Raw genomic sequence first — 25,324 nt, forward strand, 5'->3', positions numbered from 1 at the left:
TCCACTTCCGAGTATCGACTCTCCATGCGGCTGTTGCACACTTCCGACTGGCACCTCGGCCAGACCCTGCACAATTACGACCGGACCTACGAGCACGAGTGCTTTCTCGACTGGCTGCTCGACACCATCGTCAACGAGGAAGCCGACGCGCTCCTGATCGCGGGCGATATTTTCGACAACGCCAATCCCTCGTCCGCCGCCCAGCGCCAGCTCTACCGCTTCCTGCAGCGGGCCAGGGCACGCACGCCGCACCTGCAGATCGTCGTGATTGCCGGCAACCACGATTCGCCGGGCCGCCTGGAAGCGCCGGGTCCGCTGCTCGAAGCGCATGGCACGGTGGTGATCGGCAATGTGGTGCGCGACCGCGAGGGCGCCATCGACCTCGAACGCCTGCTGGTGCCGCTGCACGACAAAGCTGGCGAGATCAAGGCCTGGTGCCTCGGCATTCCCTTCCTGCGCCCGGGCGACGTACCGAAGGCGCAGTTGGAGGGAGGCGACGCCTACCTGAACGGCATCGCCCTGCTCTACCAGCAGGCTTTCGCGCTGGCCCGGGCGCGGCGCGCGCCCGGCCAGGCGATCCTGGCGATGGGCCACTGCCACATGGTCGACGGCCAGTCCTCGATCGATTCCGAGCGCCGCATCGTGATCGGCGGCACCGAGGCACTGCCGGCGTCGATGTTCGACCCCGAGATCGCCTACGCCGCCCTCGGCCACCTGCACCTGGCCCAGCGCGTCGGCAAGAAAGAGCACCTGCGCTATTGCGGCAGCCCGCTGCCGCTCTCCTTCGCCGAAGTCGGCTACCAGCATCAGATCCTGCGCATCGACCTCGACGGCCCCAATGCGCGCGAAGTCACGCCGTTGTACGTGCCGCGCGCGGTCGAGCTGCTGCGCGTGCCGGCGAAACCTGCACCGCTGGCCGAGGTGCTGGCCGCGCTCGAAGCGCTGGAACTGGACCACGACCTGCCGCCCGAATGCCGGCCTTATCTGGAGGTGCGGGTGCTGCTCGACGGCCCGGAGCCGAGCCTGCGCGCGCAGGTCGAGGCGGCCATTGCCGGCAAGCCGGTGCGCCTCGCAAAGATCGAGCCGACCCGCAAGACCGTCGCCGCCCAGGGAGGCGGCGCCCTGACGCTCGACCAGCTGGCCCAACTGCAGCCGGACGACATCTTCCGCCGCCTGTGGCAGCAGCGCTTCGGCGAGGAGGCACCGGACGAACAATTGTCTGCCTTTAACGAACTTATGTTGGACGACGACGGGAGCGCGGCATGAAGATCCTGCGCATCAGCGGCCGCAACCTCGCCTCGCTGGCGAGCGAATTCGAGGTCGACTTCGAGCAGGAGCCGCTGGCGTCCTCCGGCCTGTTCGCCATCTGCGGCCCGACCGGCGCCGGCAAGAGCACCCTGCTCGACGCGCTCTGCCTGGCCTTGTACGGCAACACGCCGCGCCTGCAGCTGAAAAGCAGCCGCGGCGCCCTGCCCGACGCCGGCGGCGAAAGCGTCTCGACCACGGACGCGCGCAACCTGCTGCGGCGCGGCGCCGCCGAGGGGCATGCCGAGGTCGATTTCGTCGGCAACGACGGCATCCGCTACCGCGCGCGCTGGAGCGTGCGGCGCTCGCGCAACAAGGCCAGCGGCTTGCTGCAAGCGTCGAACATGACCCTGCACCGGCTGCCGGAACTGGCGCAGCTGGGCAGCACCAAGACCGAGACGCAAGCCGAGATCGCCGCCCGCATCGGCCTGTCCTTCGAGCAGTTCACGCGCTCGGTGCTGCTGGCGCAGAACGAGTTTTCTGCCTTCCTGAAAACCGACGAGAACGAACGCGGGGAACTGCTCGAAACCCTGACCGGCAGCGCCGTCTACAGCGCCATCTCGAAACGCGCCTACGAGCGCTACAAGCAGGAGCAGGACGCGGTGCGCCGCCTCACCTCGCGCCTCGCCGACCACGCGCCGCTGCCCCAGGAAGCGCGCGAACAGCTCGACGCCGAACGCGCCGCGGCGGACGTCGCCTTGCAGGCGGTCGACGTGCGCCGGGCCCTGCTCGAGGCCCAGCTGCGCTGGCACCAGGAAAGCGAGCGGATGCGCCAGGGCGAAGCCCAGGCCGAGAGCCTGCTGCAGGAAGCGCGCGCCCGGGTGGAGGCCGCGCAAGCGCGGCGCATCCGCCTGGCCACGCTCGACGAGGTCCAGGCGGCGCGCCCGCTGATGGCGGAACTGGCGCGGCTCGACGCCGAACGCGCCCAGCTGGAAGCGACGCTGGCCAACGGCCAGGGACAACTGGAAGCTGCCGCCGGGGCCGCGCGCCAGGCGCTCGAAGGCGTGCAGCTTGCGACCATCGCGCTGGAAAGCGCCGAGGCGGCCCAGCAGGAGGCGGCCGTCCAGCTCGACGCGGCCAAGGCCCTCGACGCCACCGTCGCGACCTTGTCCGGCGCGCACGCCCAGCTCGCCGCGCGGCGCGACGCGACGGCCGCCGACGCCGCGCGCGCCGGCAGCCTGCTCGCCGAAGCCGCGGCGCGCCTGACGCAGACGCGGACGGCCGAAGAAGGCAGCGCCGCCTGGCTCGCGGCCCACCGCAGGCACGAGGCGCTGGCGGCCCAATGGCCGCGCTGGGACAAGCTGTTCTCCCAGGCGGCCCAGGCGGCGGCTGCCGAAGGCGCGAACGAGGCCGCGCTCGCCAAAACCGCGCGTGAGCGCGCGGGCGCCGCCGCCGCCGCCGAGGCCGCGCAAAGCGCGGCCGAACGGGCCGCCGCCCGCATCGCCGAACTCGATACGGCACGCCAGGCTGCCGGCGCGGCGCTGGCCGGGTTCGACCTCGAGGCCCTGCACACCGAACGCGAGGGCCTCGACGCCCGCCGCGAACAACTGGCCGCCGCAGGCCGGGTCGCGAAGCAGCTGCACCTGGCGCGCGAGCACCTGGCCCGCAGCGACGCCGAACTGGAACGCACGCGCGCCGCAGGCGCCGGCGCCGACACCCGGCTCGCCGCCGCCGTGGCCGCCGAGCCGGCGCTGGCCGCCGCCGCCACCCAGGCCGAGCAGGCGCTGGCCGCCGCAGAGCGGGCCATTGCCGGGAATGTCGAAGACCTGCGCGGCGCCCTCGTCGACGGCGAGCCTTGCCCGGTCTGCGGCAGCGAAGCCCATCCGTATGCGCACCAGGACGCGCGCCTGCACGCCGTCTTCGACACGCTGCGCGGCCAGGTCGGCGAGCGCCGTGCCGCCCTGCAGAAGAACCTGTCGGAACAGGCCACGCGGCGCGCCCAGGCCGAGGCCGCCGGCGAGCGGCTGGCCGCGCTCGGCGTGGAGCGGACCACGCTGGCCGGGGAGATCGTCGAACTCGAGGCAGCGTGGAACGCCAGCCCGGTGGCAGCGCAAGCGCCGCCCGCCGGCGAACGCGCGCCCTGGTTCGAAGCCGAGGCCAGCGCCGTGCGCGCAGCCCTGGGCGCACTCGACGCGCGCCAGCAGGCGGCGCGCCGCGCGGCCCAGGCGCGCGAGGCGGCCCAGGCGGCCTTCGAGGCCGCCACCAAGGAACACCAGCGCCTGCGCGAAGCCGCCCTGGCGGCGCGCAGCGCGCTCGGCACGCTGGAAACCGAACACGCCGCCCTCGCCGCCCGCATCGAGCGCGAGCGCGGCACCCTGGAAGGCCTGCTGGCCGAGCTCGACCCCGTCCTCGCCGAGGCGGATGGCGACGGCTGGCAGGCCGCCTGGCGCCGCGACCCGGCCGCCTGGCACGGCGCGCGCGCCCTCGACGCCAAAACCTGGACGGCGCAGTCGGCCCAGCTGGCCGAACAGCGTGCCGCGCTGGCGGCGCTCGAGGCCGCCCAGCGCGAAGCGGCGGTGCGCGCTGAACACGCGGCAGGCGCCGCCGCGGCGGCCGACGAAGCCTTTGCCCGCAGCGAAGCCGAATTGCGCGCGCGGCGCGCGGAGCGCGCTTCCCTGTTCGAAGGCCGGGCCGTGGGCGAGGTGGAACACGCCCTGCGCCGCGCCGTTGCGGCCGCGCGAGAGCTGCTCGCCACGCGCCAGGCCGCCGCGGGCGAAGCGGCGCAGGCCGAGGCGCGCGTGCGCAGCAGCCTGGCGCAGGCCCAGGAACGCATCGGCGCGCTGCAGGACCATGCGCGCGACGCAGCGGCCCGGCTGGCCGACTGGATCGAGGACTACGCCGCCCATCACGCCGACCTGGAACCGGTCGAGAACCAGGCGCAGCTGGCCGGCCTGCTGGCCGTCGGCGCCGCCTGGCTGGCCCAGGAGCGCGCCGCCCTGGGCGAACTCGACGCGGCCCTGGCCAAGGCGGCGGCCGTGCTGGCCGAACGCAAGAGCCAGCGCGAACTGCACGAGCAGGTCGCGGCGCCGGACGGTGCGCCGCAGGACGCCGCGACCGTGGCCGAGGCGCTCGAAGCGGTGCTCGAAGAGCGCAGCGCCGTGCACGAGCGCGCGACGGGCCTGCGCCTGCAGGCGGCGCAGGACGACGAGCGGCGCGTCAAGGCGCAGTCGATGCTGCTGGAAATCGAGCGCCAGCAGGCGATCGAGCAGCGCTGGGGCAAGCTGTCCGAGCTGATCGGCTCGGCCGACGGCAAGAAATTCCGCAACTACGCCCAGCAGTTCACGCTCGACGTCCTGCTCGGCTACGCCAACAGCCACCTTGCGCAACTGGCCAGGCGCTACCGCCTGGAGCGGGTCGACAATGCGGGCGCGCCGTCCCTCGGCCTGATGGTGCGCGACCAGGACATGGGCGGCGAAATCCGCTCGGTCAACTCGCTCTCGGGCGGCGAATCCTTCCTCGTCTCGCTGGCGCTAGCCCTGGGCCTGGCCTCGCTGTCCTCGAACCGGGTGCGGGTCGAGTCGCTGTTCATCGACGAGGGCTTCGGTTCGCTCGACAGCGACACCCTCGGCATCGCGATGGACGCGCTCGACGCGCTGCAGTCGATGGGCCGCAAGGTCGGGGTGATCTCGCACGTGCACGAGATGACGGAGCGGATCGCGGCCAAGATCCAGGTGCGGCCGGCGGGTGGGGGCAGCAGCGCCGTGACGGTCGGGGCGTGAAGCATGCCCCGTTGTACAATGCCGCCTTTGCACATCCCCATTTCAAGCACATGAAACCCGCCCGCACCCTTACCTTCAAATGCGCCAAGTGCGCCAAAAACGTCACGGTCTACCTGCAGAAAGTCTCGGCCTGCTCGCACATCCAGCCTTACCAGGGCATTTGCGGCTGCGGCGAAGTGAAGCGCCACGCGACGGGCAATCCGGACGCCGTGAAGTCCTTCCTCGAGTCGGGCGACGGCAACTGGCACCACCATCATTGATATGACGCGCATCGAGTGGACTGAAGGCGGCGAGGCACGTTCGGCCCTGTGGCGCTCCGAGAGCGGCTGGCCGGCGCCGAAGAAGGTGGTCGTCGCCGACGACACGATGACGGCCGATGCCGCCTACCGGCTGGCACTGGACGGCACCGCCCTGCTCTGGCGCGGCGACTTCCAGAACGCGCGCCAGCTGCTGCAGGCGCTCGCGCGCCGGATCGACCACAAGGGTCCACGCGCAAAACGTGGCAAGGGCGGCGGCAAGGACAAGCCGGCGCCCACGCTGACCGAGCAGTTCCACCGCCACCGCCTGGCCCAGCTGCAGCGCGCGCGCACCCTGGCGATGCTGGTGATCCCGTTCGATGCCGGCTACACGATTCCCCTGCGCCGCGCGCCCGACGTGCGCCAGGCCTGCAACGAAGCGTACGGCGCTTCCTCCGAAAACTTCGTCATCTCGCTGCGCGAGCTGCTGGGGCTGATCGGCGCCCACGAATGGCGCAGCAAGGGCGTGTTCATCCCGTCCCTCGACGAGCGCATCCACCCCTGGTACGGCGTGTTTTCGCCGGTACGCGGCGAATACGTCGAACTGGTGGCGCAGGCGGCCCTGCCGCCCCAGGCCCGGCTTGCCTTCGACATCGGCGCCGGCACCGGCGTGCTGTCCGCCGTGCTGGCCCGGCGCGGCGTCGAACGGGTGGTCGCCACCGACATGGACCAGCGCGCCCTCGGCTGCGCGCGCGAGAACCTCGAGCGCCTCGGTGTCGCCGGCCAGGTCGAGGTGATCCAGGCCGACCTGTTCCCCGAAGGCCAGGCCGACCTCGTCGTCTGCAATCCGCCCTGGCTGCCCGGCAAGCCGAGTTCGGCCATCGAATACGCGATCTACGACCCGGACAGCCGCATGCTGCGCGGCTTCCTGGCCGGCTTGAAGTCGCACCTGGCGCCCGGCGGCGAAGGCTGGCTGATCCTGTCGGATCTCGCCGAGCACCTCGGCCTGCGCTCGCGCGAGCAGCTATTGAAATGGATCGAGGCCGCCGGGCTGGCGGTGGCCGGCCGCCACGACGTGCGTCCGACTCACCCGAAGGCGATGGACGCCGACGATCCGCTGCACGCGGCGCGCTCGCAGGAGCGCACGTCGCTGTGGCGGCTGCGCGTCGCCTAGCGCGCTGGAACCGTCTTTGCCGGAGGATTTGCGTCAACACGCCGGACGCGGTACAATAGCCTCCTCAGACGCGGGGTGGAGCAGTCTGGCAGCTCGTCGGGCTCATAACCCGAAGGTCACAGGTTCAAATCCTGTCCCCGCAACCAAACACTAGTAACGAAACGAGCCCGACTCTTGTAGCCGGGCTTTTGTTTTCTGGGGCCAGCGACGCCAGATGAGAGACAAGAAAGACAACGCAACGATCGATCTGCCCGGCTTCGAGCAAGCCGCACCGCTCGCCGTACCCGTTGTCGTACTTCCAGAGCCTCCGAAGCGTGTCCCGCGCCCGCGCCGCACCACCATGAAGCAGGAACAGATTTCCCTGCTCGAAGAAACCGATACCACCGGCCTGCCAGTCTGGCGCCGCGACGATAACCTTGATCTGACCGGGCTGCCGGTCTGGGCGCCGGATGCGTCGGACGCTCCGGCCTGACGGCTGGAGGGCCACATGACGACACCATTCAACACGCTGCCGCTGGCACCGCAATTCCTCGCCAACCTCGGCACGCTCGGCTACCACGAGATGACGCAGATCCAGGCCGAAAGCCTGCCGGCCGTCCTCGAAGGCCGCGACCTGATCGCCCAGGCCAAGACCGGCAGCGGCAAGACCGCCGCCTTCGGCATCGGCATCCTGAATAAACTCAATCCGGCCTGGTTCGCGATCCAGGGCCTGGTGCTGTGCCCGACGCGCGAGCTGGCCGACCAGGTCGCGGGTGAACTGCGCCGCCTGGCGCGCGGCGTCGGCAACGTGAAGATCCTGACCCTGACGGGCGGCGTCGCCATGCGCCCGCAAATCGCCTCGCTCGAACACGGCGCCCACATCGTGGTCGGTACCCCGGGCCGCATCCGCGACCACCTGGGCCGCGCCACGATCGACCTCTCCAAGGTGCAGACCCTGGTGCTGGACGAAGCCGACCGCATGACCGACATGGGCTTCTACGACGAGATCGCCGGCATCGTCAGCGCCTGCCCGCAGCGCCGCCAGACGCTGCTGTTCTCGGCTACCTACCCCGACGACATCCGCCATGCCACCGCGGGTTTTCTCAACGCGCCGCTGGAAATCGCCGTCGAATCCCAGCACGACGCCAGCAAGATCGAGCAGCGCTTCTATGAAGTCGGCTTCGACACCCGCGACGATGCCGTGGCGCGCCTGCTGCGCCATTACCGCCCGGTTTCCACGCTCGCGTTCTGCAACACCAAAGCCCACTGCCGCGAGCTGGCCGATTCGCTGCGCGAGCAGGGTTTCTCGGCACTGGCCCTGTACGGCGAACTCGAGCAGCGCGAACGCGACGAGATCCTGATCCTGTTCGCCAACCGCAGCTGCTCGGTGCTGGTGGCAACCGACGTCGCCGCGCGCGGCCTCGACATCGCCAACCTGGAAGCGGTGATCAACGTCGACGTCTCGAAGGACGCCGAAGTCCACGTGCACCGCATCGGGCGCACGGGACGCGGCGCCGAGACCGGCCTGGCCCTTTCCCTATGCGCGCCGAACGAAAAGAAATGGGTGCGCCTGATCGAGGAATACCAGGATGCCCCGGCCTCCTGGTACAAGGTCGACGACCTGGGCGACTCGGTGCTGCCGGCCGAACCGGCACCCATGGTCACCCTCGTCATCGCCGGCGGCAAGAAGGACAAGCTGCGCCCGGGCGACGTGCTGGGCGCGCTCACCGGCGACGCCGGGCTGACGAAGGAACAGGTCGGCAAGATCAACGTCACCGAATTCCAGACCTATGTCGCGATCGCGCGCGAGGTGGCGGACCAGGCCTTCCGCAAACTCAACGCCGGCAACCGCCTGGGCCCGGATTTCGGCAACTTCAAGGGACGCAGCTTCAAGATGCGTTTCCTGGAGGTCTGAACGGCCCGCGCCGAATCATTTTTATTTGACGCGCACGGTTGACTCAGCAGCGACACGCTTGCGGTAAATCTGGCATAGTTTTGCTAAAAATAAATGTTTAGCAAAATGACCAGCCAAATGACAACCATCTATACCCCGTTTGCGGACGGGCGCACGGTTCGCGACATCGTCGAACACAGCCCGGCACTGGTCAACGAGACCTGGTGCCGCGACCTGCTGCGCCATCTCCTCGATTCGCTCGAACGCCAATACGCGACCGGGGCGCCGCACCGTCCGATTTCGCCGGACACCATCGTCATGCTCGCCAACAACGAGCCGCTGCTGCTGCCCGCACCCGAGGAGGTGGGCCCGGCCGGCACGGCGACCCTGGCCGCGGACCTGCATGCGCTGGCGCTGGTCGTCCATTACGCGATCACGGCGGAAATGCCGCCGGACGGACCGCTCGGCCCGCGCCTGTACGACGACTACAACACCGTTCTTACCAACGGCCTCGACCGCTGCCTGGGCCCGAACCAGCGCCTGCGCCCGAAGACCGTCGCCGACATGCGCAGCCTGCTGGGCATCGAGGCGCCGGCCGACGACCAGCCTGCCCATGCGTCGACGCTGGCGCCGGCGGCGATGCCGGCACCCTCGCACGACCTCGCCGAGGCGGAGCCGGCGGCCTTGGATGGCGCGGCGGCAGGCAGCTTCGCCGACGCGCCGCAACCGGTTCCGGCCACTACGCCCGAATTCACCGAACCGGCCGCCGCCCAGGCTGTCCAGGCCACGGAGTCCCCCGTGGCGCGGGACTACAGCCAGCCGCTGCCCACGCCGGCCGTGCCGGAAGCGCGGCCGGCCGAGCCGCAGCCGGAGCCCGGTCCGCGCCTGCATACGCCCTCCACCACCGCAATTCCGGCGGCCGCGTCGGCCGCAGCTCCGGCCGGCAAACGCAGCGAGCTGCCGCCGGCCGCCACGGCTGCCGAACCGCTGCTGCGCACGCCGGCGGCGGCCGTCACCGGCGCGCCTGCGGCCGCCGCGCCGCGCGCCGGGGCAGCCGCCGCCAAGCAGCCCACTACCCTGGAAGCCGCCACCGCAGCACGCCTGCAGGAGGAGGCCGCGAGGAAGCGGGCCGCAGCCGCCCCTCGGACGAGCAATGTGCAGCGCTGGGGCTGGATCGCCGGCGCCGCCATCGTCCTGCTCGCCGCCGGCAGCGCCCTCGTCTCCTGGCTCGACCAGCAAGACGCGGACGACATGGCGGCGCTGTCGCTGCCGCCGGCGCAGCGCGCCGCCAGCGGGCTCGGGCCTGGCGAAACGGTAGTCGTGCCGCGCGCCGAGGGCAGCGCTGCTGCCGTGCAGGGCGAAGCGCCGGCAGCCGAGGCCGGTGCCGCGCTCCCGCCCGGCGAAACGCCGGATGCCGCCGAAGCGGTCCCCGTACCCGGCCACGCTGCCGAACCGGTCGTCAACGGCGTCACGTATAAACTGCTGATCAAGCCCTGGGGCACCGTGTATGTCGACGACATCGACCGCGGCGTCAGCCCGCCGGTCAAGCGCCTGACCCTGAGCCGGGGCAAGCACACGATCCGCATCGTCAACCCGAATTTCCCCGATCACGTCCTGGCCATCGACGCCGGCAAACGCGGATCGGCGACGATCGAACATGATTTCACGGCCAAGGCCGAGTAAGGAGTTGGCATGACCCGTCTTTCCCCTCCACGCTGGATGTGCGCCCTGCTTGCCGCAGGCGCGCTGGGCGGCTGTGCCCAGCTGGAATCCCTGCTTGAAACCAAACCGCAGCGCGAGCAAAAAAATGCCGTCAAGCGCGAAGCCGAACGCGACCATAGCCGCGCCGTGCAGCGCGAGGCCGAGCGCAACGAAGCGCGCACGGAAGCGCGCGCCGAGGCGCCGGCCGCGCGCGAGCAGGCCGCCCTGCGCGACGGTATCCGGCTCTACAACGAAGGCGATTTCAACGGCGCGATCCGGCGCCTGAACTCGAACGACATCGGCAGCAAGGCGTCCCTGCGCACCCGGGTGACGGCACTGAAATACACGGCCTTCAGCTATTGCGTCACCTCGCGCCCGAAACAGTGCGAGCAGGCCTTCGAGCGCGCCTTCAAGCTCGATCCGGAGTTTTCGCTGGAGCCGGGCGAGGAAGGCCATCCGCTGTGGGGGCCGGCATACGAGCGCGCCAAGCGGGGGTGAGCAATACGTCCGGCCACCGTACGCGAAAACGATGAATCGCGCGAAAAAAACGGCCCGGCCGATCCGGGCCGCTGCCGTTTTCAGGCCTTGAGATTCACCGAGGCCGCGTAGGCCGGCGCGCGGCGCCGCTTGCTGGCCTGCTCGTAGGCATAGGCCATGCCGATCAGCGCCGCTTCGCTGTAAGCGCCGCCGACGAAGGAGATCCCGACCGGCAGGCCGTGCGCGAAGCCGGCCGGCACGGTGATGTGCGGGTAGCCCGCCACCGCGGCCGGCGACGAGAAACTCATGCCGTAGTGGTCGCCGTTGATGTAGTCGGTCAGCCAGGCCACGCCGCCGGTCGGCGCCACCAGCGCGTCGAGCTTGTGCTCGCCCATCACCTTGTCGATGCCCTCCTCGCGCGAATAACGCAGGTTGTTTGCGAGCGCCTCGCGGTAGGCTTTCGAATCCAGTCCCGGCTTCTTTTCGGCGGCGATCAGGTGTTCCTGGCCGAAGAAAGGCATTTCGCGCGCGGCGTGCTGCTCGTTGAAGGCGATCACGTCGGCCATGTCCTTCACCGGCGCGTGCGGCGCATAGGCGGCCAGCCAGGCCGCCAGGTCCGGCTTGAATTCGTGCAGCAGCACCTCGACTTCGGTCTCGTTGTACTTGTCGGTGTTGGGCACCTTGACGTCGACCAGGATCGCGCCCTGCGCCGCCAGCACGGCCAGCTCCGTCTCAACGATCGCATCGATTGCCGTGCTGCCTCCAAAGAAATTACGCGCCACGCCAATGCGCTTGCCGCGCAGGCCATCAAGACGCAAGGCGGCCGCATAGTCGGCGCTCTTGCCCTGGCTTTCCTTCGTCACCGGGTCGGCCGCATCGACGCCGGTCATGGCGGCCAGCATCAGGGCGGCGTCGGCGACGCTGCGCGTCATCGGACCGGCCGTGTCCTGGGAATGGGCGATCGGGATGATGCCGCTGCGGCTGAGCAGGCCGAGCGTGGGTTTCAGGCCGACGATGCCGCAGCTCGACGAAGGCGAGACGATCGAGCCGTCGGTCTCGGTGCCGACCGCGAGGGTGGCGAGGCTGGCGGCGATGGCCGCGCCCGAACCGGAGCTCGAGCCGCTCGTGTTGCGGTCGAGGGCGTGCGGGTTTTTCGTCTGGCCGCCGCGCCCGCTCCAGCCGCTGACCGAATGGGTCGAGCGCATGTTCGCCCATTCCGACAGGTTGGTCTTGCCGATGATGACGGCGCCGGCCGCGCGCAGGCGTTCGACGATGTGGGCGTCGCGGGTGGCGCGCACGCCGTCGAGTGCGAGCGAACCGGCGCTCGTGCTCATCTTGTCGCCGGTGGCGATGTTGTCCTTGAGCAGGACCGGAATGCCGTGCAAGGGCCCGCGCAGCTTGCCTGCCTTGCGCTCGCGGTCGAGCTCGGCCGCAATCGCCAGCGCGTCGGGATTGAGTTCGATGACGGAATGCAGGCGCGGACCGGCCTTGTCGACGGCGGCGATCCGGGCCAGGTAGCGCTGCACCAGTTGTTGCGAACTCAGCTTGCCTGCCGCCATCGCGGCCGCCTGTTCGCGCACGCCGGCGTCGAGCAGCGCATCAACGGCCGCTCCGGACTTCGGCGCCGCCGACGCTGTCGCTGCCGCGCCCGCGACGGCACCGGCCGCCACACCCAATCGAACGAAATCCCTGCGATCCATGCGTCTCCCCTTCTTTTTATATGAAAACACCAGCATAGCAGTGCTTGCCGTTCGACACCATTCGGACGAGGCGAGAGACAAGAGCAGGAGTCGGGACGAAAAAAAACGCTGCCGGTCAGGGCAGCGTTTTCTCGCGGGACGAGTTCACGGTATCGATCAGTTACGAACGACGCGCTTGTACTCGTTGGTGCGGGTATCGATCTCGATGGTGTCATCCTGGCTCACGAACAGCGGCACCATGACGATGTGCTGGTGGGCTTCGATGGCGTTCTCGATCTTGGCTTCTTTCAGGACGTTGCCCGAAGTGTTGCCCTTGACTGCAGGCTCCGAGTACACGACCTGGCGCGCGATGGTGGTCGGCAGTTCGACCGAGATGGCCTTGCCGTCGTAGAACACCGCTTCGCATTCCATACCGTCTTTCAGGTAGTGCAGCGCGTCGCCCAGGTTTTCTTCTTCGATTTCGAACTGGTTGTACTCTTCGTCCATGAAGACGTACAGCGGATCGGCGAAGTACGAGTAGGTCACCGGCTTCTTGTCCAGCACGACGACGTCGAACTTGTCGTCGCCACGGAACACGTTTTCCAGCGGAGCATTGGTCAGAAGATTCTTCATCTTCCACTTGTAGGTGAAGCCCGTGCGGCTCGAGCCGTTGACGTCAGAACGCAGCACGATAAAAGGCTTCTCATCAACCATGATGATGTTGCCGACACGGATCTCTTTTGCGGGTTTCATAGGAGTCTGAGTAATCTAAAAAAGGGGTTGCAGTAACAGAGCATGATACCACGTAACGGATGCGATGCTCAACGAAGTGAGGCCGCGAAGGCCAGCAGATTCGACGCCAGGTCGCCGTTTTTCAACATTTCCGCATGCCATACGGCCGAACGCGCGGCGATCGCGGCGTCATCGGCGCGCAAGGCGCGCCACAGCGCAGGCCAGTCGCCCTCCTCGAGCGCCGCGTTCCAGTGCAGCGAAAACGCTTCCAGGCTGTCGAGTCCGGCGGCATAGCGTTGCATAAAAGCACGCAGTTTCTTGTGATGCAGGTTCTCGTCCTGCGGGTAGATGTGCCACACGAAAGGCTTGCCGGCCCACTGGGCACGCACCCAGGAATCCTCGCCGCGCACGACATTCAGGTCGCAAGCCCATAGCAGGCGGTCGTAATCGGGCTGCGGCACGAAAGGCAGGACGCGCACGGTGAGCGCGCCGCGGGTCGCGGCCGCGCCGGCCGCGCCCTCCCGCCCGAGGAAAGTTTCCACGGCCCCGCGCGCGACGCCTTCGGGCACCAGGCAGGTGATCGCTTCATTGCCGCCCTGCCAGGCATCGAACAAGGCCGCGACCGGCGCATGCGGATAGCAGAACAGCGACACGACATAGGCATCGATCTCGCCCTCGGACAGGCCCAGCCCGGCCAGGAATGCGCGCCGCGCCCCGGGATCGGCCTGGAAAGCCTGGCGCGCAGCCTCGAGTTCGCGCTCGCGCAGCAGCCCGCCGGTCCGTTCCGTAAAGCCGGGAAAGAAGAAGTGCTTGGTCAATTTCAGGCGCGGGTGCATCGACGGCAGCCGGTGGCAGCCCTCGACCCACTCTTCGGCCGTCAGCCCTTCCAAGTTGAGCCAGACCGGCTTCGGGGAACGCTGGGCCATGGCCTCGATATAGCCCGGCGGAATGTCGCAGGCGAAAAATTCGATGACGATGTCGGCCACCTCCTGCGGCGTGTAGCTGTCTTCCTGGCTGCGCCAGTGGCGCACGGCAACGCCCGCGATCGTTTGCTGTTCGTGTTCGACGGCCACTTCCGGGCAGATCCGGCGAAAACTCGCCAGGTCGTCGACCCAGAGCGTGACCGCCACCCCGTGTTCGCGCTCGAGCTGGCGCGCCAGGCGCCAGCAGATGCCGATGTCGCCGTAGTTGTCGACGACCTTGCAGAAAATCGCGAGCGACAGCGTGGGTTCCTGGGATGCGGGGATGTTCATTGAGCGATCGACTTGTTCAGTGGCGGCGAGGATGGCACCGCAAAAAAGATGACAGTGCGGCAGCAGGCTGCACTGCGCACGATGCGAGACCAAAAGCAAAAAGCCGCTCAAGGCGGCTTTTGCTTTTGGTCTTGCTATGACTTGGCGTCCCCACGGGGATTCGAACCCCGGTACTCACCGTGAAAGGGTGATGTCCTAGGCCTCTAGACGATGGGGACCTAAAACTGTTTGCACTACTGTACTGCTATTACCAAATTCTTGGCGTCCCCACGGGGATTCGAACCCCGGTACTCACCGTGAAAGGGTGATGTCCTAGGCCTCTAGACGATGGGGACCCTGGACTGCTACAACGTTTGTTCTTCGTGGTGGAGGTAAGCGGGATCGAACCGCTGACCTCTTGCATGCCATGCAAGCGCTCTCCCAGCTGAGCTATACCCCCCACGGGGAAAAACATTATAACATACTGCTCTTGCTTCTACTACCGCTGCCGCTGGCGCAGCTTCCGGCAAACTTCTGCCAAAACCTTGGCGTCCCCACGGGGATTCGAACCCCGGTACTCACCGTGAAAGGGTGATGTCCTAGGCCTCTAGACGATGGGGACCCTGAACTACCGATTACTACACTTCAACTTGGTGGAGGTAAGCGGGATCGAACCGCTGACCTCTTGCATGCCATGCAAGCGCTCTCCCAGCTGAGCTATACCCCCGTACTGCTGAAGTGCGAGCATTATAGCGGGCGTTCTTGCATTACGCAAATACCGATTCGACGATTTTTTATCGAATCGGCGAACGCACATTCTCCGCCCGTTACAAGCCCTTCCCGACACGGGCCAGCACGGCCTCGCGTCCGAACAGTTCCAGCACCGCATCGATGGCCGGGGTCTGCAGCTGGCCGGTGACGAGCAGGCGCAGCGGCATGGCGATCTGCGGCATCTTGAGGCCGTGGGCGGCCAGCACTTCCTTGAGCATGGCGGCGATGGCCGCCTTGTTCCAGTCGACCGTCTGGCAACGCTCGGCAAAGCTTGCGAGCGCCGGGCGCACGGCATCGGTCAGGTGCTGGGCCAGCAGTGCCGCGTCCGGCTGCGGCTGGCGGAAGAACAGCATGGCGGCGTCGGCCAGCTCGTTGATCGTGTTGGCGCGGTCCTTGACCAGGGCCAGCACGGCCGGCAAGGCCGGGCTAGCTTCGAATTGGGCGCCCTGCCCCTCCAGCTTCGGGCGGACCAGCCCGGCCAGGCGCTCGTTGTCGGCCGCCTTGATGTAGTGGTTGTTCAGCCAGGCCAGCTTTTCCGGATTGAACTGGGCCGCCGAGGCCGTCAGGTGTTCGAGGTTGAACCACTCGGTGAACTGCTCCATCGAGAAGATCTCGTCGTCGCCGTGGCTCCAGCCCAGGCGCGCCAGGTAGTTCAGCATCGCTTCCGGCAGGTAGCCCTGTTCCGGGTATTCCATCACGCTGACCGCGCCGTGGCGCTTGGAGAGCTTCTGGCCGTCGGCGCCCAGGATCATCGGCAGGTGGCCGTACTGCGGCAGCTCGGCGCCGAGCGCGCGCAGGATGTTGATCTGGCGCGGCGTGTTGTTGACGTGGTCGTCGCCGCGCAGCACGTGGGTGATGCGCATGTCCCAGTCGTCGACCGAGACGCAGAAGTTATAGGTCGGGGTGCCGTCCGGACGCGCGATGATCAGGTCGTCGAGTTCCTTATTGGCGATCGTGATCGGGCCCTTGACGACGTCGTTCCAGGTGACTTCGCCGTCCAGCGGGTTCTTGAAGCGCACCACCGGCTTGACGCCTTCCGGCACCTGCGGCAGCGTCTTGCCCGGCTCCGGACGCCAGGTGCCGTCGTAGCGCGGCTTCTCGCCTGCTGCGCGCATGCGCTCGCGCATCGCCTCGACTTCCTCGGGCGAGCAATAGCACAGGTAGGCGGTGCCGGCGTCCAGCATGCCCTTGATCACCTCGCGGTAACGGTCCATGCGCTGCATCTGGTAGAACGGACCTTCGTCGTGCGACAGGCCGAGCCACTGCATGCCGTCCAGGATCGCCTGCACCGCTTCCGGCGTCGAACGTTCGAGGTCGGTGTCTTCGATGCGCAGGATAAAGGTGCCGCCGAAATGGCGGGCATAGGCCCAGGAATACAGCGCGGTGCGGGCGCCGCCGAGGTGGAGGTAGCCGGTCGGGCTGGGAGCAAATCGGGTGCGGACGGGGGTGCGGACGGTCATGGTGAAAGCCGAAATGATAAAGCGGCTATTTTACCCCGATGCGCTGCGCGCAGGCGGCGCCTGCATCCGCTTTTACCCCCTCCCCGCGCGGCGCGGCGGCCGCCGTTCAGCGGTGGCGGCGCCCGTGGCACGGCGGCGCGCAGGCCGGCTCGATGCCGAGCGCGGCGCCGGCGACGACAACGGCTGCGCCGGCCAGGCGCGCGCCATCGCGCAGCTGGGCGGCCTCGTGCCCCGCCATGACCTGCAGCCGCAGGCGCGCCGCGCCGGGCTGCGCATGCGCGCACTCGGCGCCGTCGACGAACACACCGTCGCGCGCCAACGTGCGCCCGGCCAGGCGCGCGACCTCGTCGCTGCCGACCCACACCGGGACGATCGGCGCGGGGAGCCCGAGGCAGCGCATCCCCATCTCGGCCAGCTGCGCGCGCAGCGCCAGCGCATTCTTCAGCAGCGCGGCGCGCAAGGCGTCGCCCTCGGGACAGGCGGCGATGCGCAGGGCTTCCAGGGCGCAGGCCGCCGCCACCGGCGACAGCGCATCGGCATCGCGCCAGGTCCCGGCGAACAGCTGGACCTGGCGCTTGAGCGCGCGCGCGCCGGTGGCGACGAAGCCGCCGTTGGCGGCAAACGCCCTGGCCAGGGAGCCGACCACGATGCCGGCCTGGCCCAGCATCGCCTGCACGCCCAGCGAGCCCGTGCCGGCGGGGCCGAACGCGCCCAGGTCGTGGCTCACGTCGACCAGCAAGGTGGCGCCGTACTCGCGGCACAGGTGCTGCATCAGGGGCAGGTCCGGCACGTCGGCGTCCAGCGCGAACAGCCCTTCGGTCACGACCAGGATGCCGTTCGCGGTGTCGCGCGCGCGGATCGCCGCCAGCACTTCGCGCACCTGGCCCGTGTCGAGGTGGCGGTGCGCCATGACCTTACGGGTGGCGGCGCCTGCGCCCTGCTGCAGCGCGGCGCCGGCCTCTTCGTCGATGAGCACATAGTCGCGCTCCTGCACCAGCGCCGTGATCGCCCCAAAAGCCGCGCCCCAGCCGGTCGGGAACAGGGTCACGTGCTCGAAGCGGAGCAGCGCGGACAGTGCCGCCTCCAGGGCCAGGGAAAGATGGCTGTTGCCGAGCAGGCTGGCCGGCCCGGCGCTGTGCGGGCCGGCGCCCTGCAGGGCTTTGGCGCCGGCCTTGCGCACCGCCGGGTGCGCGGCCAGCGAAAGGTAATCCGCGGACGCGAAATTGATGCCGCGCCTGGCCGTGGCGGGCGCTGCGCCCTCCTCGCGCACGCAGGCCCCGGGCGCCGGAGCGCCGTCGAGCACGCGCGCGTGCTGCCACAAGCCATGCGCGGCGCGCAGCGCGCACCAGTCGTCGAGCGCCTGGGCGCGGCGCGCCAGGTCCGGCCCGCCCGGCTGCGCAAAGCCGGCGAGGCTGCCGCGCAGCGCGCCGCAGGCCAGCAGGGTCTGGATGTCGCTGGCGCCCTCGAAGACGCTGGTTTCATCGCGCACGGTGCTCTCCTGATTCAATTGGGAGGTTCAAGCCAGGGCCGGCACCGCAGCAGCGGAAGCGGCAGCCGCCTGGCAGGCGAGCAGCGCGCCGATGGCTTCGGCCGGCAGCGGACGGTGGAACAGGTAGCCTTGCGCCTCGTCGCAGCGCATCGCGTCGAGGTCGGCCAGCTGCTCGGCGGTCTCGACGCATTCGGCGATCACTTTCAGCTCGAGCCGGTGCGCCATCGCCACGATCGTTTCGGCGATCGCATACGGCCGGGTGCGCAGGCTGGTGCCGAGGCGGCGCACGAACAGGCCATCCATCTTGAGGATGTCGACCGGCAGCTCGGACAGGTAGTTCAGGCTCGAGTAGCCGGTGCCGAAGTCGTCGATCGACACCAGCACGCCGGCCGCGCGCAGTTCGCCCAGCACCTTGCGGTTCGCTTCCAGGTCGTCGATCAGCACGCCCTCGGTGATCTCGAGGTCGAGGCAGCCGCAGGGCAGTCCGCTGGCGCCGACGATCTCCATGACCCGCGCCGCGATCTTGGGGACGCGCAGCTGGCGCGCCGACAGGTTGACCGCCGTCTTCACGCCAGGCAGGCCGGCGTCGCGCCAGGCCCGGTTCTGGGCGCAGGCGGTGCGCAGCACCCAGTCGCCGATCGGCACGATCATGCCGGTTTCCTCGGCCAGCGGGATGAAGCGGCCCGGATCGATGCGCCCGTAGACCGGATGCTGCCAGCGCAGCAGCGCCTCGACGCCGACGATGCGGCGCGTGGCCAGGTCGACCTGCGGCTGGTATTCGAGGAACAGCTGGCCGCGCGCGAGGGCGTCGCGCAGGCCGTTCTTCAGGGCCAGCCGCTCGCTCCTGGGCTCGCACACGGCGCTCGAATACAGCTGGACGCTGTTTTCGCCCCAGGCGCGCGCGCTGCGCATGGCGATGTCGGCGCGCTTGAGCAGCGCGTCGAGGTCGCAGTCGGCGGCCGGATACAGCGCCACGCCGACCGACAGCGTGATGAAGCATTCGCGCTCGGCCACCGTCAGGGGCAGGCCGAAGCCGTCGAGGATCTTTTCCGCCACCCGGCGCGCATCGCCCTCGCCGCCGAGGTCTTCCAGCAGGGCCACGAATTCGTCGCCGCTCCAGCGCGCCACCGTGTCGCAGTCGCGCAGGCAGTGGCGGATCATCGCGCCCACCTGCACCAGCAGCGCGTCGCCGGCCTCGTAGCCGTGGGCGTCGTTCACTTCCTTGAAGCCGTTGATATTCAGGAGCAGCAGCGCGACCAGGCGCCGGTTGCGGTCGGCGCGGTCCATCGCATGACGCAGGCGGTCGCGCAGCAGGCGCCGGTTGAGCAGGCCGGTGAGCTGGTCGCAATGGACGCTGTCGAGCATGCGCCCGACGCTGGCGCCGAGGTCCTGCTCGTCCGGAATCCCGGGCGCGCTGTCGCGCAGGGCGAGCGCCAGCGGCTCCCTGTTCTCGCCATGGCAGACGACGCGGTTGCGCCCGCTCGACTTGGCCAGGTAGAGCGCCTCGTCGGCGCGCCCGACGGACAGGCCGATCGCCTCTCCCATGCGGTACTCGGCCACCCCGATCGAGACCGTCAGCGCGATCTCGCTGCCCGCCTCCAGGCAGCGCAGCTTCTCGATGGCCTCGCGCACCCGTTCGGTCAATACCAGGGCGTCGGCGGCCGGCGTTTCGGGCAGCATCAGCAGGAACTCCTCGCCGCCGTAGCGGCCGAAACAGTCGCTGCCGCGCACCTGCGCCTCGACGGTACGGGCAACGGCGCGCAGCACGGCGTCGCCCGCGCTGTGGCCGTAGGTATCGTTGACGCGCTTGAAGAAATCGATGTCCAGCAGGCACAGGCAAAACGCGCGGCCGTTGCGGTCGGCGCGCTCCTTTTCCTTTTCGATCAAGCCCATCAGGTAGCGCCGGTTGTGGACCCCGGTCAGTTCGTCGCGGAGCGCCAGTTCGTTGATGGTGCCCAGCGCCTGCTCGAGCTTGACGAAGCCCTGGGTCTTGGTCATCTCGACCAGCAGCGCGAAGACCAGCACCACCACGAACAGCCCCAGGTGGCAGGCCAGGTAGAGCAGCGCCATGTCCGATACCGGGTGGACCGGCAGCGCATGGCCCGCGCCCGGCAACGCATAGATGGCGATGGCGGCGACGCAGCTGAGCGCCAGCCAGGACAGCGCACACCCCACGCCGCCGAGGAACATGGCGACCAGTGGCGGGGTGATCAGCCAGCTGGCGGTCGGCGCGCCGATGCCGCCCAGGTAATAGCTCAGCCAGGTAAAGTTGAAGAACAGCGCGCACAGGAACAGTTCGCGCGCGGCGCGCACGCTGCCGGTCGCGCGCAGCAGCAGGGGCGCGGCCAGCATGCAGAGGCAGCACAGCAGGATTTCGAGCCCCGCCGCCGGAAAGCCGAGCAGGAAATAGGCCAGCGCGTAGAACGGTCCCGCCGTCCCCGCCAAGAGCGTCGCATTGACGACGTTTTCGGCGCGCGAGCGGGCCGCCGCCGGCCCGTTGAGGACGTCGGCGGGGATGAACCAATGGGTCGCGACGAGGTATCGGTCGCTCCATCGCGCGCAGGTGCTGTTCATGTGTGTTCGGTCGGGCGTGAGCCGGCCCCGGCGAGTGGGTCAAAACGCCAGTGTAGGAAGCAAGTTTCCGGCAGACTTTATTTTTAAGCAGAAACAAAGCCGAAACCCATGCGCCGGCACTACGCGCCACGCTTGACGATGCGGCACGCATTCCGGGCCGCGTGTCGGCGCGCCCTTCCCGGCACGGGCGCCGGCGCCAGCTCGGCCGTGCGTGGTTCGGCACGCGGGGCATATGCTAAAGTGACATGATTCCCGTCTGCGAATGCGTCCAGCATGCTGCCGGTTGCGCCTGGTGCACGGTAGCGGAGCGGAGCCCGCTCGAGCAGAGTGACCCAAATAAGGTTGTTGGCATCCCATGAGTTTGTTCGAACATTTGGCCGTCCTGTTGGTATTGGTGCTGGCGGCCGGCTTCCTGTCACTGACCGAAATCTCGCTGGCCGGCGCGCGCAAGATCAAACTGAAATTGCTGGCGGAAGCGGGCGACGAGCGTGCCCAGAAGGTCATGGCCTTGCAGACCCACTCCGCCGAGTTTTTTGCGGTGTCGCAGCTCGGCCTGAATGCGATCGCCATCCTCGGCGGTATTTTGGGCGAAGGCGCGATGCGTCCCTTCTTCCTCGAGTGGCTGTCCGTGTTCTACAGCGGCCCGGGCCGCGAGAACGTGGCCTTTGTCCTGTCCTTCGTGTTCGTCACGAGCCTGTTCGTCCTGTTCTCCGACCTGATGCCCAAGCGCCTGGCGATGATCGCGCCGGAAGCGACCGCGATGGCCGTGATTCGTCCGGTGTTGCTGATCATCCGCCTCTTCAAGCCGTTTTCCTGGGCGCTGAACCTGGTCGCGAACATGCTGTTTCGCCTGTTCGGGGTCGACATGACGCGCGAGGACCGCATCACCTTCGACGAGATTTCGGCCGTCGTGGAAGCCGGCGCCCAGGCCGGGGTATTGCAGAAACAGGAACAGCATTTCATCGAGAACGTCTTCGAGCTGGAATCGCGCACGGTGACGTCGACCATGACGACCAGGGAAAACGTCGTGTTCTTCAACCTGAACGAACCGGAAGCGAGCATCCGCGACAAGATCGCCCGGCACGCCCTGTCCAAGTTCCCGGTCTGCGACGGCGTGATCGACCGCGTGATCGGCTATGTCGACACCAGGGACCTGCTGGTTCGCCTGCTGAACAACCAGTCGCAGTTCCAGCTGAACGAATCGAGCATCCGCAATGTCCTGATGATCCCGGATACCTTGACGCTGTCCGAGCTGCTCGACCGCTTTCGCGCCACCAAGGAAACCTTCGCCATCATCATCAACGAATACGCGCTGGTGGTCGGCGTCATCACGCTGAGCGACATCATGGTGACCGTGATGGGAAGGTGGGGCAGCCCGCTGGAAGCGGACCAGCAGGCCCTCCAGCGCGACGATGGCTCCTGGCTGATCGATGGCAGCACGCCGGTGGCGGACATGAAACGCGTGCTCGAGCTCGAATCCCTGCCCGAGGAAGAGCATTACGAGACGGCGGCGGGATTCATGATGTACATGCTGCGCAAGGTGCCCAAGCCCACCGACAGCGTCGAGTACGAAGGCATGCGCTTCGAAGTGCTCGACGTCGACCACTTCCGTATCGACCAGCTGCTGGTCAAGCGCCTCGAGCGCGGCACGGCCTCCCCCGCGCAAGACAGCTCGGCCCTGCCCCAGCGCGTGTAGCCGGGCCCGGGCCGATGGCGCTGCGCTTCAGAAGCCGACCTGGAAGCCGACCTAGAAGCCGACCTTGATGCTGGCGCGCACGGCGTCGGCGTTGGTCACATTGCTCCACTTGCTGGCGGCCTGGCCGTGGCGCCCGACCTCGGCATCGATGCCTGCATGCTCGCCCAGCTTGTAGCGGGCGCCGATCCCGGTGTACGGCCCGGTATCGGTGGCCACCCTCCCATATGCCTTGCGCTCGCTGCGGGCGACGCCCAGCTTGCCATAGGCCGACAGGCGCTCGCCCAGCGGCACCGACACCTTGCCGGCCACGTGCATGCTGTAGCCCTGGTTGCCCAGCGCGCCCGCCACTTCTTCCGGCCGGCCTTCGTCGATGGCATGGAAGCCGCGGTCGAAGCCGTTCACATAGCCGGCCTCGAGGGCCAGGCCGGGTGCCAGCTCGATGCCGCCGACCAGCCTGGGATCGGTGCGGAAGCCCTTGTGCAGGCGGTCGTTGGGGTTGGCCGCCTGGTTGCTCCCATAGGTGCGCGGGAAAGGCCGGAAGCTGGGCTCGAAGGCCTTGGCCGGGGCCTGCGGCTGGAGGGTGGGAGGCGCGGAGCCTGGCGCCAGCTGTGCCTGGGCGCCGACCGAAACAAGGGCCGCTGCGGCCAGAATCCATCGCGTTGTTGTCATCTTCGGGGCAAGAGGTAGTTTAACTGGTCGTCAAAGGGAAACAGCAACAGGATAGCAGTTTTGCCATGCAAAAATGTATGCAAATGTCGGCTGGCTTTGCCGCCAAACGGCCGGTTCCGGCCGCAAAGTCGACATGTTCGGAGGGTCAGGGCAAGTGCGCAGGCGCGCAGGGGGCTTCAGGCGGGCGCGATCGCAATGGTCCGCCCTGCCCGCGCCCGCAACTGGCCGCAGCCGCCCTCCACGTCCTGGCCGGCGGAGTCGCGCAGCTTGGTCAGCACGCCGCGCCCGTGCAGGTGGGCCGCGATGGCGCGCGCACGCTCCCAGCTCGGGCGGCGGAAGGCCAGGCCGGGGATCGTGTTATAGGGGATCATGTTGAGGATGGCGTATTTGCCGCGCAACAGGTCGACGATGCCGTCGAGCTCGTCCTGGCCGTCGTTTACCCCCTCGAGCAGTGTCCACTGGTACTGGATCGGATACGCGCTCAGGCGCGCGTAGCGTTCGCCGAACTCGACCAGTTCACGCGGGGCGAGTCGGGGCGCGCGCGGCAGCAGTTCGGCGCGCAGTTCCGGCTTGGTGGTGTGCAAGGACAGGGCCAGCGCCGGTTTCACGCGTCCCAGCGGCAGGCGCTCGAAGGCGCGCGGGTCGCCGACGGTGGAAAACACGAGGTTCTTGTGGGCGATATTCGCCTCGATGCCGAGCAGCTCGATGGCTTCCAGCACATTGTCGAGGTTATGGGCCGGCTCGCCCATGCCCATGAACACGACCTTCTTGACGGGCCGCAGGCGCCGGGCCAGCACCACCTGCGCCACGATCTCTCCGCTCGTCACCTGGCGCAGCAGCCCCTCCTTCCCGGTCATGCAGAAGGCGCAGCCCACCGCGCAGCCGACCTGGCTCGAGACGCAGACGCCGTCGCGCGGCAGCAACACGGTTTCGACCGCCTGGCCGTCGTTCAAGCCCACCAGCAGGCGTGCCGAGCCGTCCGCGGCCGGGTGCTCGCTGATGACGCGCGCCAGGCCGGTCAACTCGGCATCGAGTTGCGGCAAGGCTTCACGGACAGGTTTGGGCAGGTAGTCGGCGGGACGGCGCCGGCCGCGTTCGTGCGGCGCGCCCTGCACCCAGTCGCGCAGCACGCGCGCCTGGTGTTCGGGCAAGGCGCCCAGCTCGGCTAGGCGCGCGCGTAGTGCGGCGACCCGCATTATTCGATCCTCCCCGAGAGCGACCCACAGGCTCCAGGGCAAGGCGCGTTCGTCGAAGACAGTACGCTAGTACGGCGAGACGAACGCAACGCAGTCATGGGGCCTGTTAGTCGCTCTCAGTCGTTCTTGACGACGATGCTCGGGAACTTGCTGGTCATGTCCTTCGCCTTTTCGGCGACCTTGACCGCCACCTTGCGCGCGATCTCCTTGTAGACACCGGCCACGGCGCCATCCGGATCGGCGACGACCGTCGGGCGGCCCGAGTCGGCCTGCTCGCGGATCGCCATCGTCAGCGGCAGCGCGCCGAGGAAGTCGACGCCGAAGTCCTTGCACATCTTCTCGCCGCCGCCCTGGCCGAAAATCGCCTCGGTATGGCCGCAGTTCGAGCAGATGTGGGTGCTCATGTTTTCCACGACGCCGATGATCGGGATGCCGACCTTCTCGAACATTTTCAGGCCCTTGCGCGCATCGAGCAGGGCGATGTCCTGCGGCGTGGTGACGATCACGGCGCCGGTGACCGGCACCTTCTGCGACAGGGTCAGCTGGATGTCGCCGGTGCCGGGCGGCATGTCGACGATCAGGTAATCCAGGTCGCGCCAGTTGGTCTGGTCGAGCAATTGCTGCAGGGCCTGGGTGACCATCGGGCCGCGCCAGACCATCGGCTCGTCCGGATCGATCATGAAGCCGATCGACGACACCTGCACGCCGTGGTTCTCCAGCGGCTCCATGGTCTTGCCGTCCAGGCTTTCCGGGCGCGCGTTAATGCCGAGCATGGTCGGCTGCGAGGGGCCATAGATATCCGCGTCGAGCACGCCGACGCTGGCGCCCTCGGCGGCCAGGGCCAGGGCCAGGTTGACCGCCGTGGTCGACTTGCCGACGCCGCCCTTGCCTGAGGCCACGGCGATGATGTTCTTCACGTTCGGCATGACCTTCAGGCCGCGCTGCACGGCGTGCGACAGGATCTTGACCTGGACGCTGACGCTGACGTTGCCGACGCCGGCAATCGTCTTCACGCCGTTCACGACCGCCGCGCGCAACGAGGCGATCTGGCTTTTCGCCGGATAACCGAGTTCCAGGTCGAGCGCCACGTCGGCGCCGTCGATCTGGATATTCTTGACCGATTTGGAGGACACGAAGTCCTTGCCCGTATTAGGATCGATGACCTTTGACAGTGCCGCCTTGACGTCGTCCGCAGTGATGCTCATGTGTTTCTCCGAATGTGATGGGCGCAGTGTAGCAAAAAACGCCCGAGTCTCTCTTGTTCTTATGGCAAATCCGGTCAATACCCCCTGAGCGTTCAGGGCCATCCACTGTTAAAATGCCTTTTTTCATCCTACCAAT

The 25,324-nt window shown here is 68.3% G+C and carries 18 protein-coding genes and 6 tRNA genes; 10 read left to right on the forward strand and 14 right to left on the reverse strand.

Features of this window, described 5'->3' with window-relative positions; translation table 11 throughout:
• Window positions 1–24: 24 nt before the first annotated feature.
• From ACFPAH_RS18605 to ACFPAH_RS18645, 9 genes are all read left to right on the forward strand, one after another.
• Entirely contained in the window at window positions 25–1,266 is a 1,242-nt protein-coding gene (locus tag ACFPAH_RS18605; protein WP_379748282.1) for an exonuclease SbcCD subunit D C-terminal domain-containing protein, read from the forward strand.
• The gene (locus tag ACFPAH_RS18610; RefSeq protein WP_379748285.1) at window positions 1,263–5,024 is read left to right on the forward strand and encodes an AAA family ATPase; all 3,762 of its coding nucleotides are present in this window, start codon (window positions 1,263–1,265) and stop codon (window positions 5,022–5,024) included. Before ACFPAH_RS18605 ends, ACFPAH_RS18610 begins: the two co-directional genes overlap by 4 nt.
• A 50-nt stretch (window positions 5,025–5,074) precedes the next feature.
• Window positions 5,075–5,284 carry a hypothetical protein gene (locus ACFPAH_RS18615; RefSeq protein WP_379748287.1) on the forward strand — a complete coding sequence of 70 codons (210 nt, stop codon included), beginning with the start codon at window positions 5,075–5,077 and terminating at the stop codon, window positions 5,282–5,284.
• 1 nt (window position 5,285) lies between these two features.
• On the forward strand, window positions 5,286–6,434 hold the full coding sequence (locus ACFPAH_RS18620; RefSeq protein ID WP_379748289.1) for a methyltransferase: 1,149 nt from the start codon (window positions 5,286–5,288) through the stop codon (window positions 6,432–6,434).
• A gap of 69 nt (window positions 6,435–6,503) precedes the next feature.
• Window positions 6,504–6,580, forward strand: a tRNA-Met gene (locus tag ACFPAH_RS18625).
• 68 nt (window positions 6,581–6,648) lie between these two features.
• Window positions 6,649–6,906 (forward strand): hypothetical protein, encoded by a 258-nt coding sequence (locus ACFPAH_RS18630; RefSeq protein WP_379748291.1) that lies wholly within the window; start codon window positions 6,649–6,651, stop codon window positions 6,904–6,906.
• Between the two features lie 15 nt (window positions 6,907–6,921).
• Entirely contained in the window at window positions 6,922–8,328 is a 1,407-nt protein-coding gene (gene dbpA / locus ACFPAH_RS18635) for an ATP-dependent RNA helicase DbpA (RefSeq protein ID WP_379748293.1), read from the forward strand.
• Window positions 8,329–8,445: 117 nt separating this feature from the next.
• Window positions 8,446–9,990 (forward strand): hypothetical protein, encoded by a 1,545-nt coding sequence (locus ACFPAH_RS18640; protein WP_379748295.1) that lies wholly within the window; start codon window positions 8,446–8,448, stop codon window positions 9,988–9,990.
• A 9-nt stretch (window positions 9,991–9,999) separates the two neighbouring features.
• Window positions 10,000–10,506 (forward strand): TssQ family T6SS-associated lipoprotein, encoded by a 507-nt coding sequence (locus ACFPAH_RS18645; RefSeq protein ID WP_379748297.1) that lies wholly within the window; start codon window positions 10,000–10,002, stop codon window positions 10,504–10,506.
• An 80-nt stretch (window positions 10,507–10,586) separates the two neighbouring features.
• On the opposite strand, the gene ACFPAH_RS18650 is transcribed toward ACFPAH_RS18645, so the two are convergent.
• From ACFPAH_RS18650 to ACFPAH_RS18700, 11 genes are all read right to left on the reverse strand, one after another.
• Window positions 10,587–12,185: an amidase gene (locus tag ACFPAH_RS18650; protein WP_379748299.1), complete on the reverse strand. Its 1,599-nt coding sequence runs from the start codon at window positions 12,183–12,185 to the stop codon at window positions 10,587–10,589.
• Window positions 12,186–12,341: 156 nt separating this feature from the next.
• The gene (locus tag ACFPAH_RS18655; protein ID WP_136218665.1) at window positions 12,342–12,917 is read right to left on the reverse strand and encodes an elongation factor P; all 576 of its coding nucleotides are present in this window, start codon (window positions 12,915–12,917) and stop codon (window positions 12,342–12,344) included.
• A 68-nt stretch (window positions 12,918–12,985) separates the two neighbouring features.
• The gene (gene earP, locus ACFPAH_RS18660; RefSeq protein WP_379748301.1) at window positions 12,986–14,149 is read right to left on the reverse strand and encodes an elongation factor P maturation arginine rhamnosyltransferase EarP; all 1,164 of its coding nucleotides are present in this window, start codon (window positions 14,147–14,149) and stop codon (window positions 12,986–12,988) included.
• Between the two features lie 142 nt (window positions 14,150–14,291).
• Window positions 14,292–14,367, reverse strand: a tRNA-Glu gene (locus tag ACFPAH_RS18665).
• Between the two features lie 41 nt (window positions 14,368–14,408).
• Window positions 14,409–14,484 (reverse strand) — tRNA-Glu (locus ACFPAH_RS18670).
• A gap of 28 nt (window positions 14,485–14,512) precedes the next feature.
• A tRNA-Ala gene (locus tag ACFPAH_RS18675) sits at window positions 14,513–14,588 on the reverse strand.
• An 86-nt stretch (window positions 14,589–14,674) separates the two neighbouring features.
• Window positions 14,675–14,750, reverse strand: a tRNA-Glu gene (locus ACFPAH_RS18680).
• Between the two features lie 29 nt (window positions 14,751–14,779).
• Window positions 14,780–14,855: transfer RNA gene (locus ACFPAH_RS18685), tRNA-Ala, on the reverse strand.
• A 100-nt stretch (window positions 14,856–14,955) separates the two neighbouring features.
• On the reverse strand, window positions 14,956–16,359 hold the full coding sequence (gene gltX, locus ACFPAH_RS18690; protein WP_379748304.1) for a glutamate--tRNA ligase: 1,404 nt from the start codon (window positions 16,357–16,359) through the stop codon (window positions 14,956–14,958).
• Window positions 16,360–16,465: 106 nt separating this feature from the next.
• The gene (locus tag ACFPAH_RS18695) at window positions 16,466–17,848 is read right to left on the reverse strand and encodes an aminotransferase class I/II-fold pyridoxal phosphate-dependent enzyme (protein ID WP_379748306.1); all 1,383 of its coding nucleotides are present in this window, start codon (window positions 17,846–17,848) and stop codon (window positions 16,466–16,468) included.
• Window positions 17,849–17,875: 27 nt separating this feature from the next.
• A complete protein-coding gene (locus ACFPAH_RS18700) occupies window positions 17,876–20,422 on the reverse strand; it encodes a diguanylate cyclase (protein WP_379748308.1) in 2,547 nt (848 codons plus the stop codon).
• 355 nt (window positions 20,423–20,777) lie between these two features.
• On the opposite strand from ACFPAH_RS18700, the gene ACFPAH_RS18705 reads away from it, so the two are divergent.
• Window positions 20,778–22,118 (forward strand): hemolysin family protein, encoded by a 1,341-nt coding sequence (locus ACFPAH_RS18705; RefSeq protein ID WP_379748311.1) that lies wholly within the window; start codon window positions 20,778–20,780, stop codon window positions 22,116–22,118.
• Window positions 22,119–22,169: 51 nt separating this feature from the next.
• Here ACFPAH_RS18705 and ACFPAH_RS18710 read toward each other — a convergent pair whose 3' ends face one another.
• The 3 genes from ACFPAH_RS18710 to apbC form a co-directional block, all read right to left on the reverse strand.
• Complete coding sequence (locus ACFPAH_RS18710; protein ID WP_379748313.1) at window positions 22,170–22,787, reverse strand: hypothetical protein; 618 nt, start codon at window positions 22,785–22,787, stop codon at window positions 22,170–22,172.
• Between the two features lie 176 nt (window positions 22,788–22,963).
• Window positions 22,964–23,983, reverse strand: coding sequence for an RNA methyltransferase (locus ACFPAH_RS18715; RefSeq protein WP_379748315.1), 1,020 nt, complete (start codon window positions 23,981–23,983; stop codon window positions 22,964–22,966).
• 116 nt (window positions 23,984–24,099) lie between these two features.
• Entirely contained in the window at window positions 24,100–25,188 is a 1,089-nt protein-coding gene (gene apbC, locus ACFPAH_RS18720; protein WP_379748317.1) for an iron-sulfur cluster carrier protein ApbC, read from the reverse strand.
• Window positions 25,189–25,324: the final 136 nt, after the last annotated feature.

The sequence above is a fragment of the Massilia sp. GCM10023247 genome (genome assembly GCF_042653325.1).
GTDB lineage: Bacteria > Pseudomonadota > Gammaproteobacteria > Burkholderiales > Burkholderiaceae_D > Telluria.

Excerpts from the sequence above, each read along its gene's own strand:
- ACFPAH_RS18620 (WP_379748289.1), top strand. The coding sequence starts at position 5,286 with ATGACGCGCATCGAGTGGACTGAAGGCGGCGAGGCACGTTCGGCCCTG.
- gltX (WP_379748304.1), bottom strand. The coding sequence starts at position 16,359 with ATGACCGTCCGCACCCCCGTCCGCACCCGATTTGCTCCCAGCCCGACC.
- ACFPAH_RS18615 (WP_379748287.1), top strand. The coding sequence starts at position 5,075 with ATGAAACCCGCCCGCACCCTTACCTTCAAATGCGCCAAGTGCGCCAAA.
- ACFPAH_RS18700 (WP_379748308.1), bottom strand. The coding sequence starts at position 20,422 with ATGAACAGCACCTGCGCGCGATGGAGCGACCGATACCTCGTCGCGACC.
- ACFPAH_RS18630 (WP_379748291.1), top strand. The coding sequence starts at position 6,649 with ATGAGAGACAAGAAAGACAACGCAACGATCGATCTGCCCGGCTTCGAG.
- ACFPAH_RS18650 (WP_379748299.1), bottom strand. The coding sequence starts at position 12,185 with ATGGATCGCAGGGATTTCGTTCGATTGGGTGTGGCGGCCGGTGCCGTC.
- ACFPAH_RS18645 (WP_379748297.1), top strand. The coding sequence starts at position 10,000 with ATGACCCGTCTTTCCCCTCCACGCTGGATGTGCGCCCTGCTTGCCGCA.
- ACFPAH_RS18640 (WP_379748295.1), top strand. The coding sequence starts at position 8,446 with ATGACAACCATCTATACCCCGTTTGCGGACGGGCGCACGGTTCGCGAC.
- ACFPAH_RS18705 (WP_379748311.1), top strand. The coding sequence starts at position 20,778 with ATGAGTTTGTTCGAACATTTGGCCGTCCTGTTGGTATTGGTGCTGGCG.
- ACFPAH_RS18655 (WP_136218665.1), bottom strand. The coding sequence starts at position 12,917 with ATGAAACCCGCAAAAGAGATCCGTGTCGGCAACATCATCATGGTTGAT.
- earP (WP_379748301.1), bottom strand. The coding sequence starts at position 14,149 with ATGAACATCCCCGCATCCCAGGAACCCACGCTGTCGCTCGCGATTTTC.
- ACFPAH_RS18610 (WP_379748285.1), top strand. The coding sequence starts at position 1,263 with ATGAAGATCCTGCGCATCAGCGGCCGCAACCTCGCCTCGCTGGCGAGC.
- ACFPAH_RS18605 (WP_379748282.1), top strand. The coding sequence starts at position 25 with ATGCGGCTGTTGCACACTTCCGACTGGCACCTCGGCCAGACCCTGCAC.
- dbpA (WP_379748293.1), top strand. The coding sequence starts at position 6,922 with ATGACGACACCATTCAACACGCTGCCGCTGGCACCGCAATTCCTCGCC.
- ACFPAH_RS18715 (WP_379748315.1), bottom strand. The coding sequence starts at position 23,983 with ATGCGGGTCGCCGCACTACGCGCGCGCCTAGCCGAGCTGGGCGCCTTG.
- apbC (WP_379748317.1), bottom strand. The coding sequence starts at position 25,188 with ATGAGCATCACTGCGGACGACGTCAAGGCGGCACTGTCAAAGGTCATC.
- ACFPAH_RS18710 (WP_379748313.1), bottom strand. The coding sequence starts at position 22,787 with ATGACAACAACGCGATGGATTCTGGCCGCAGCGGCCCTTGTTTCGGTC.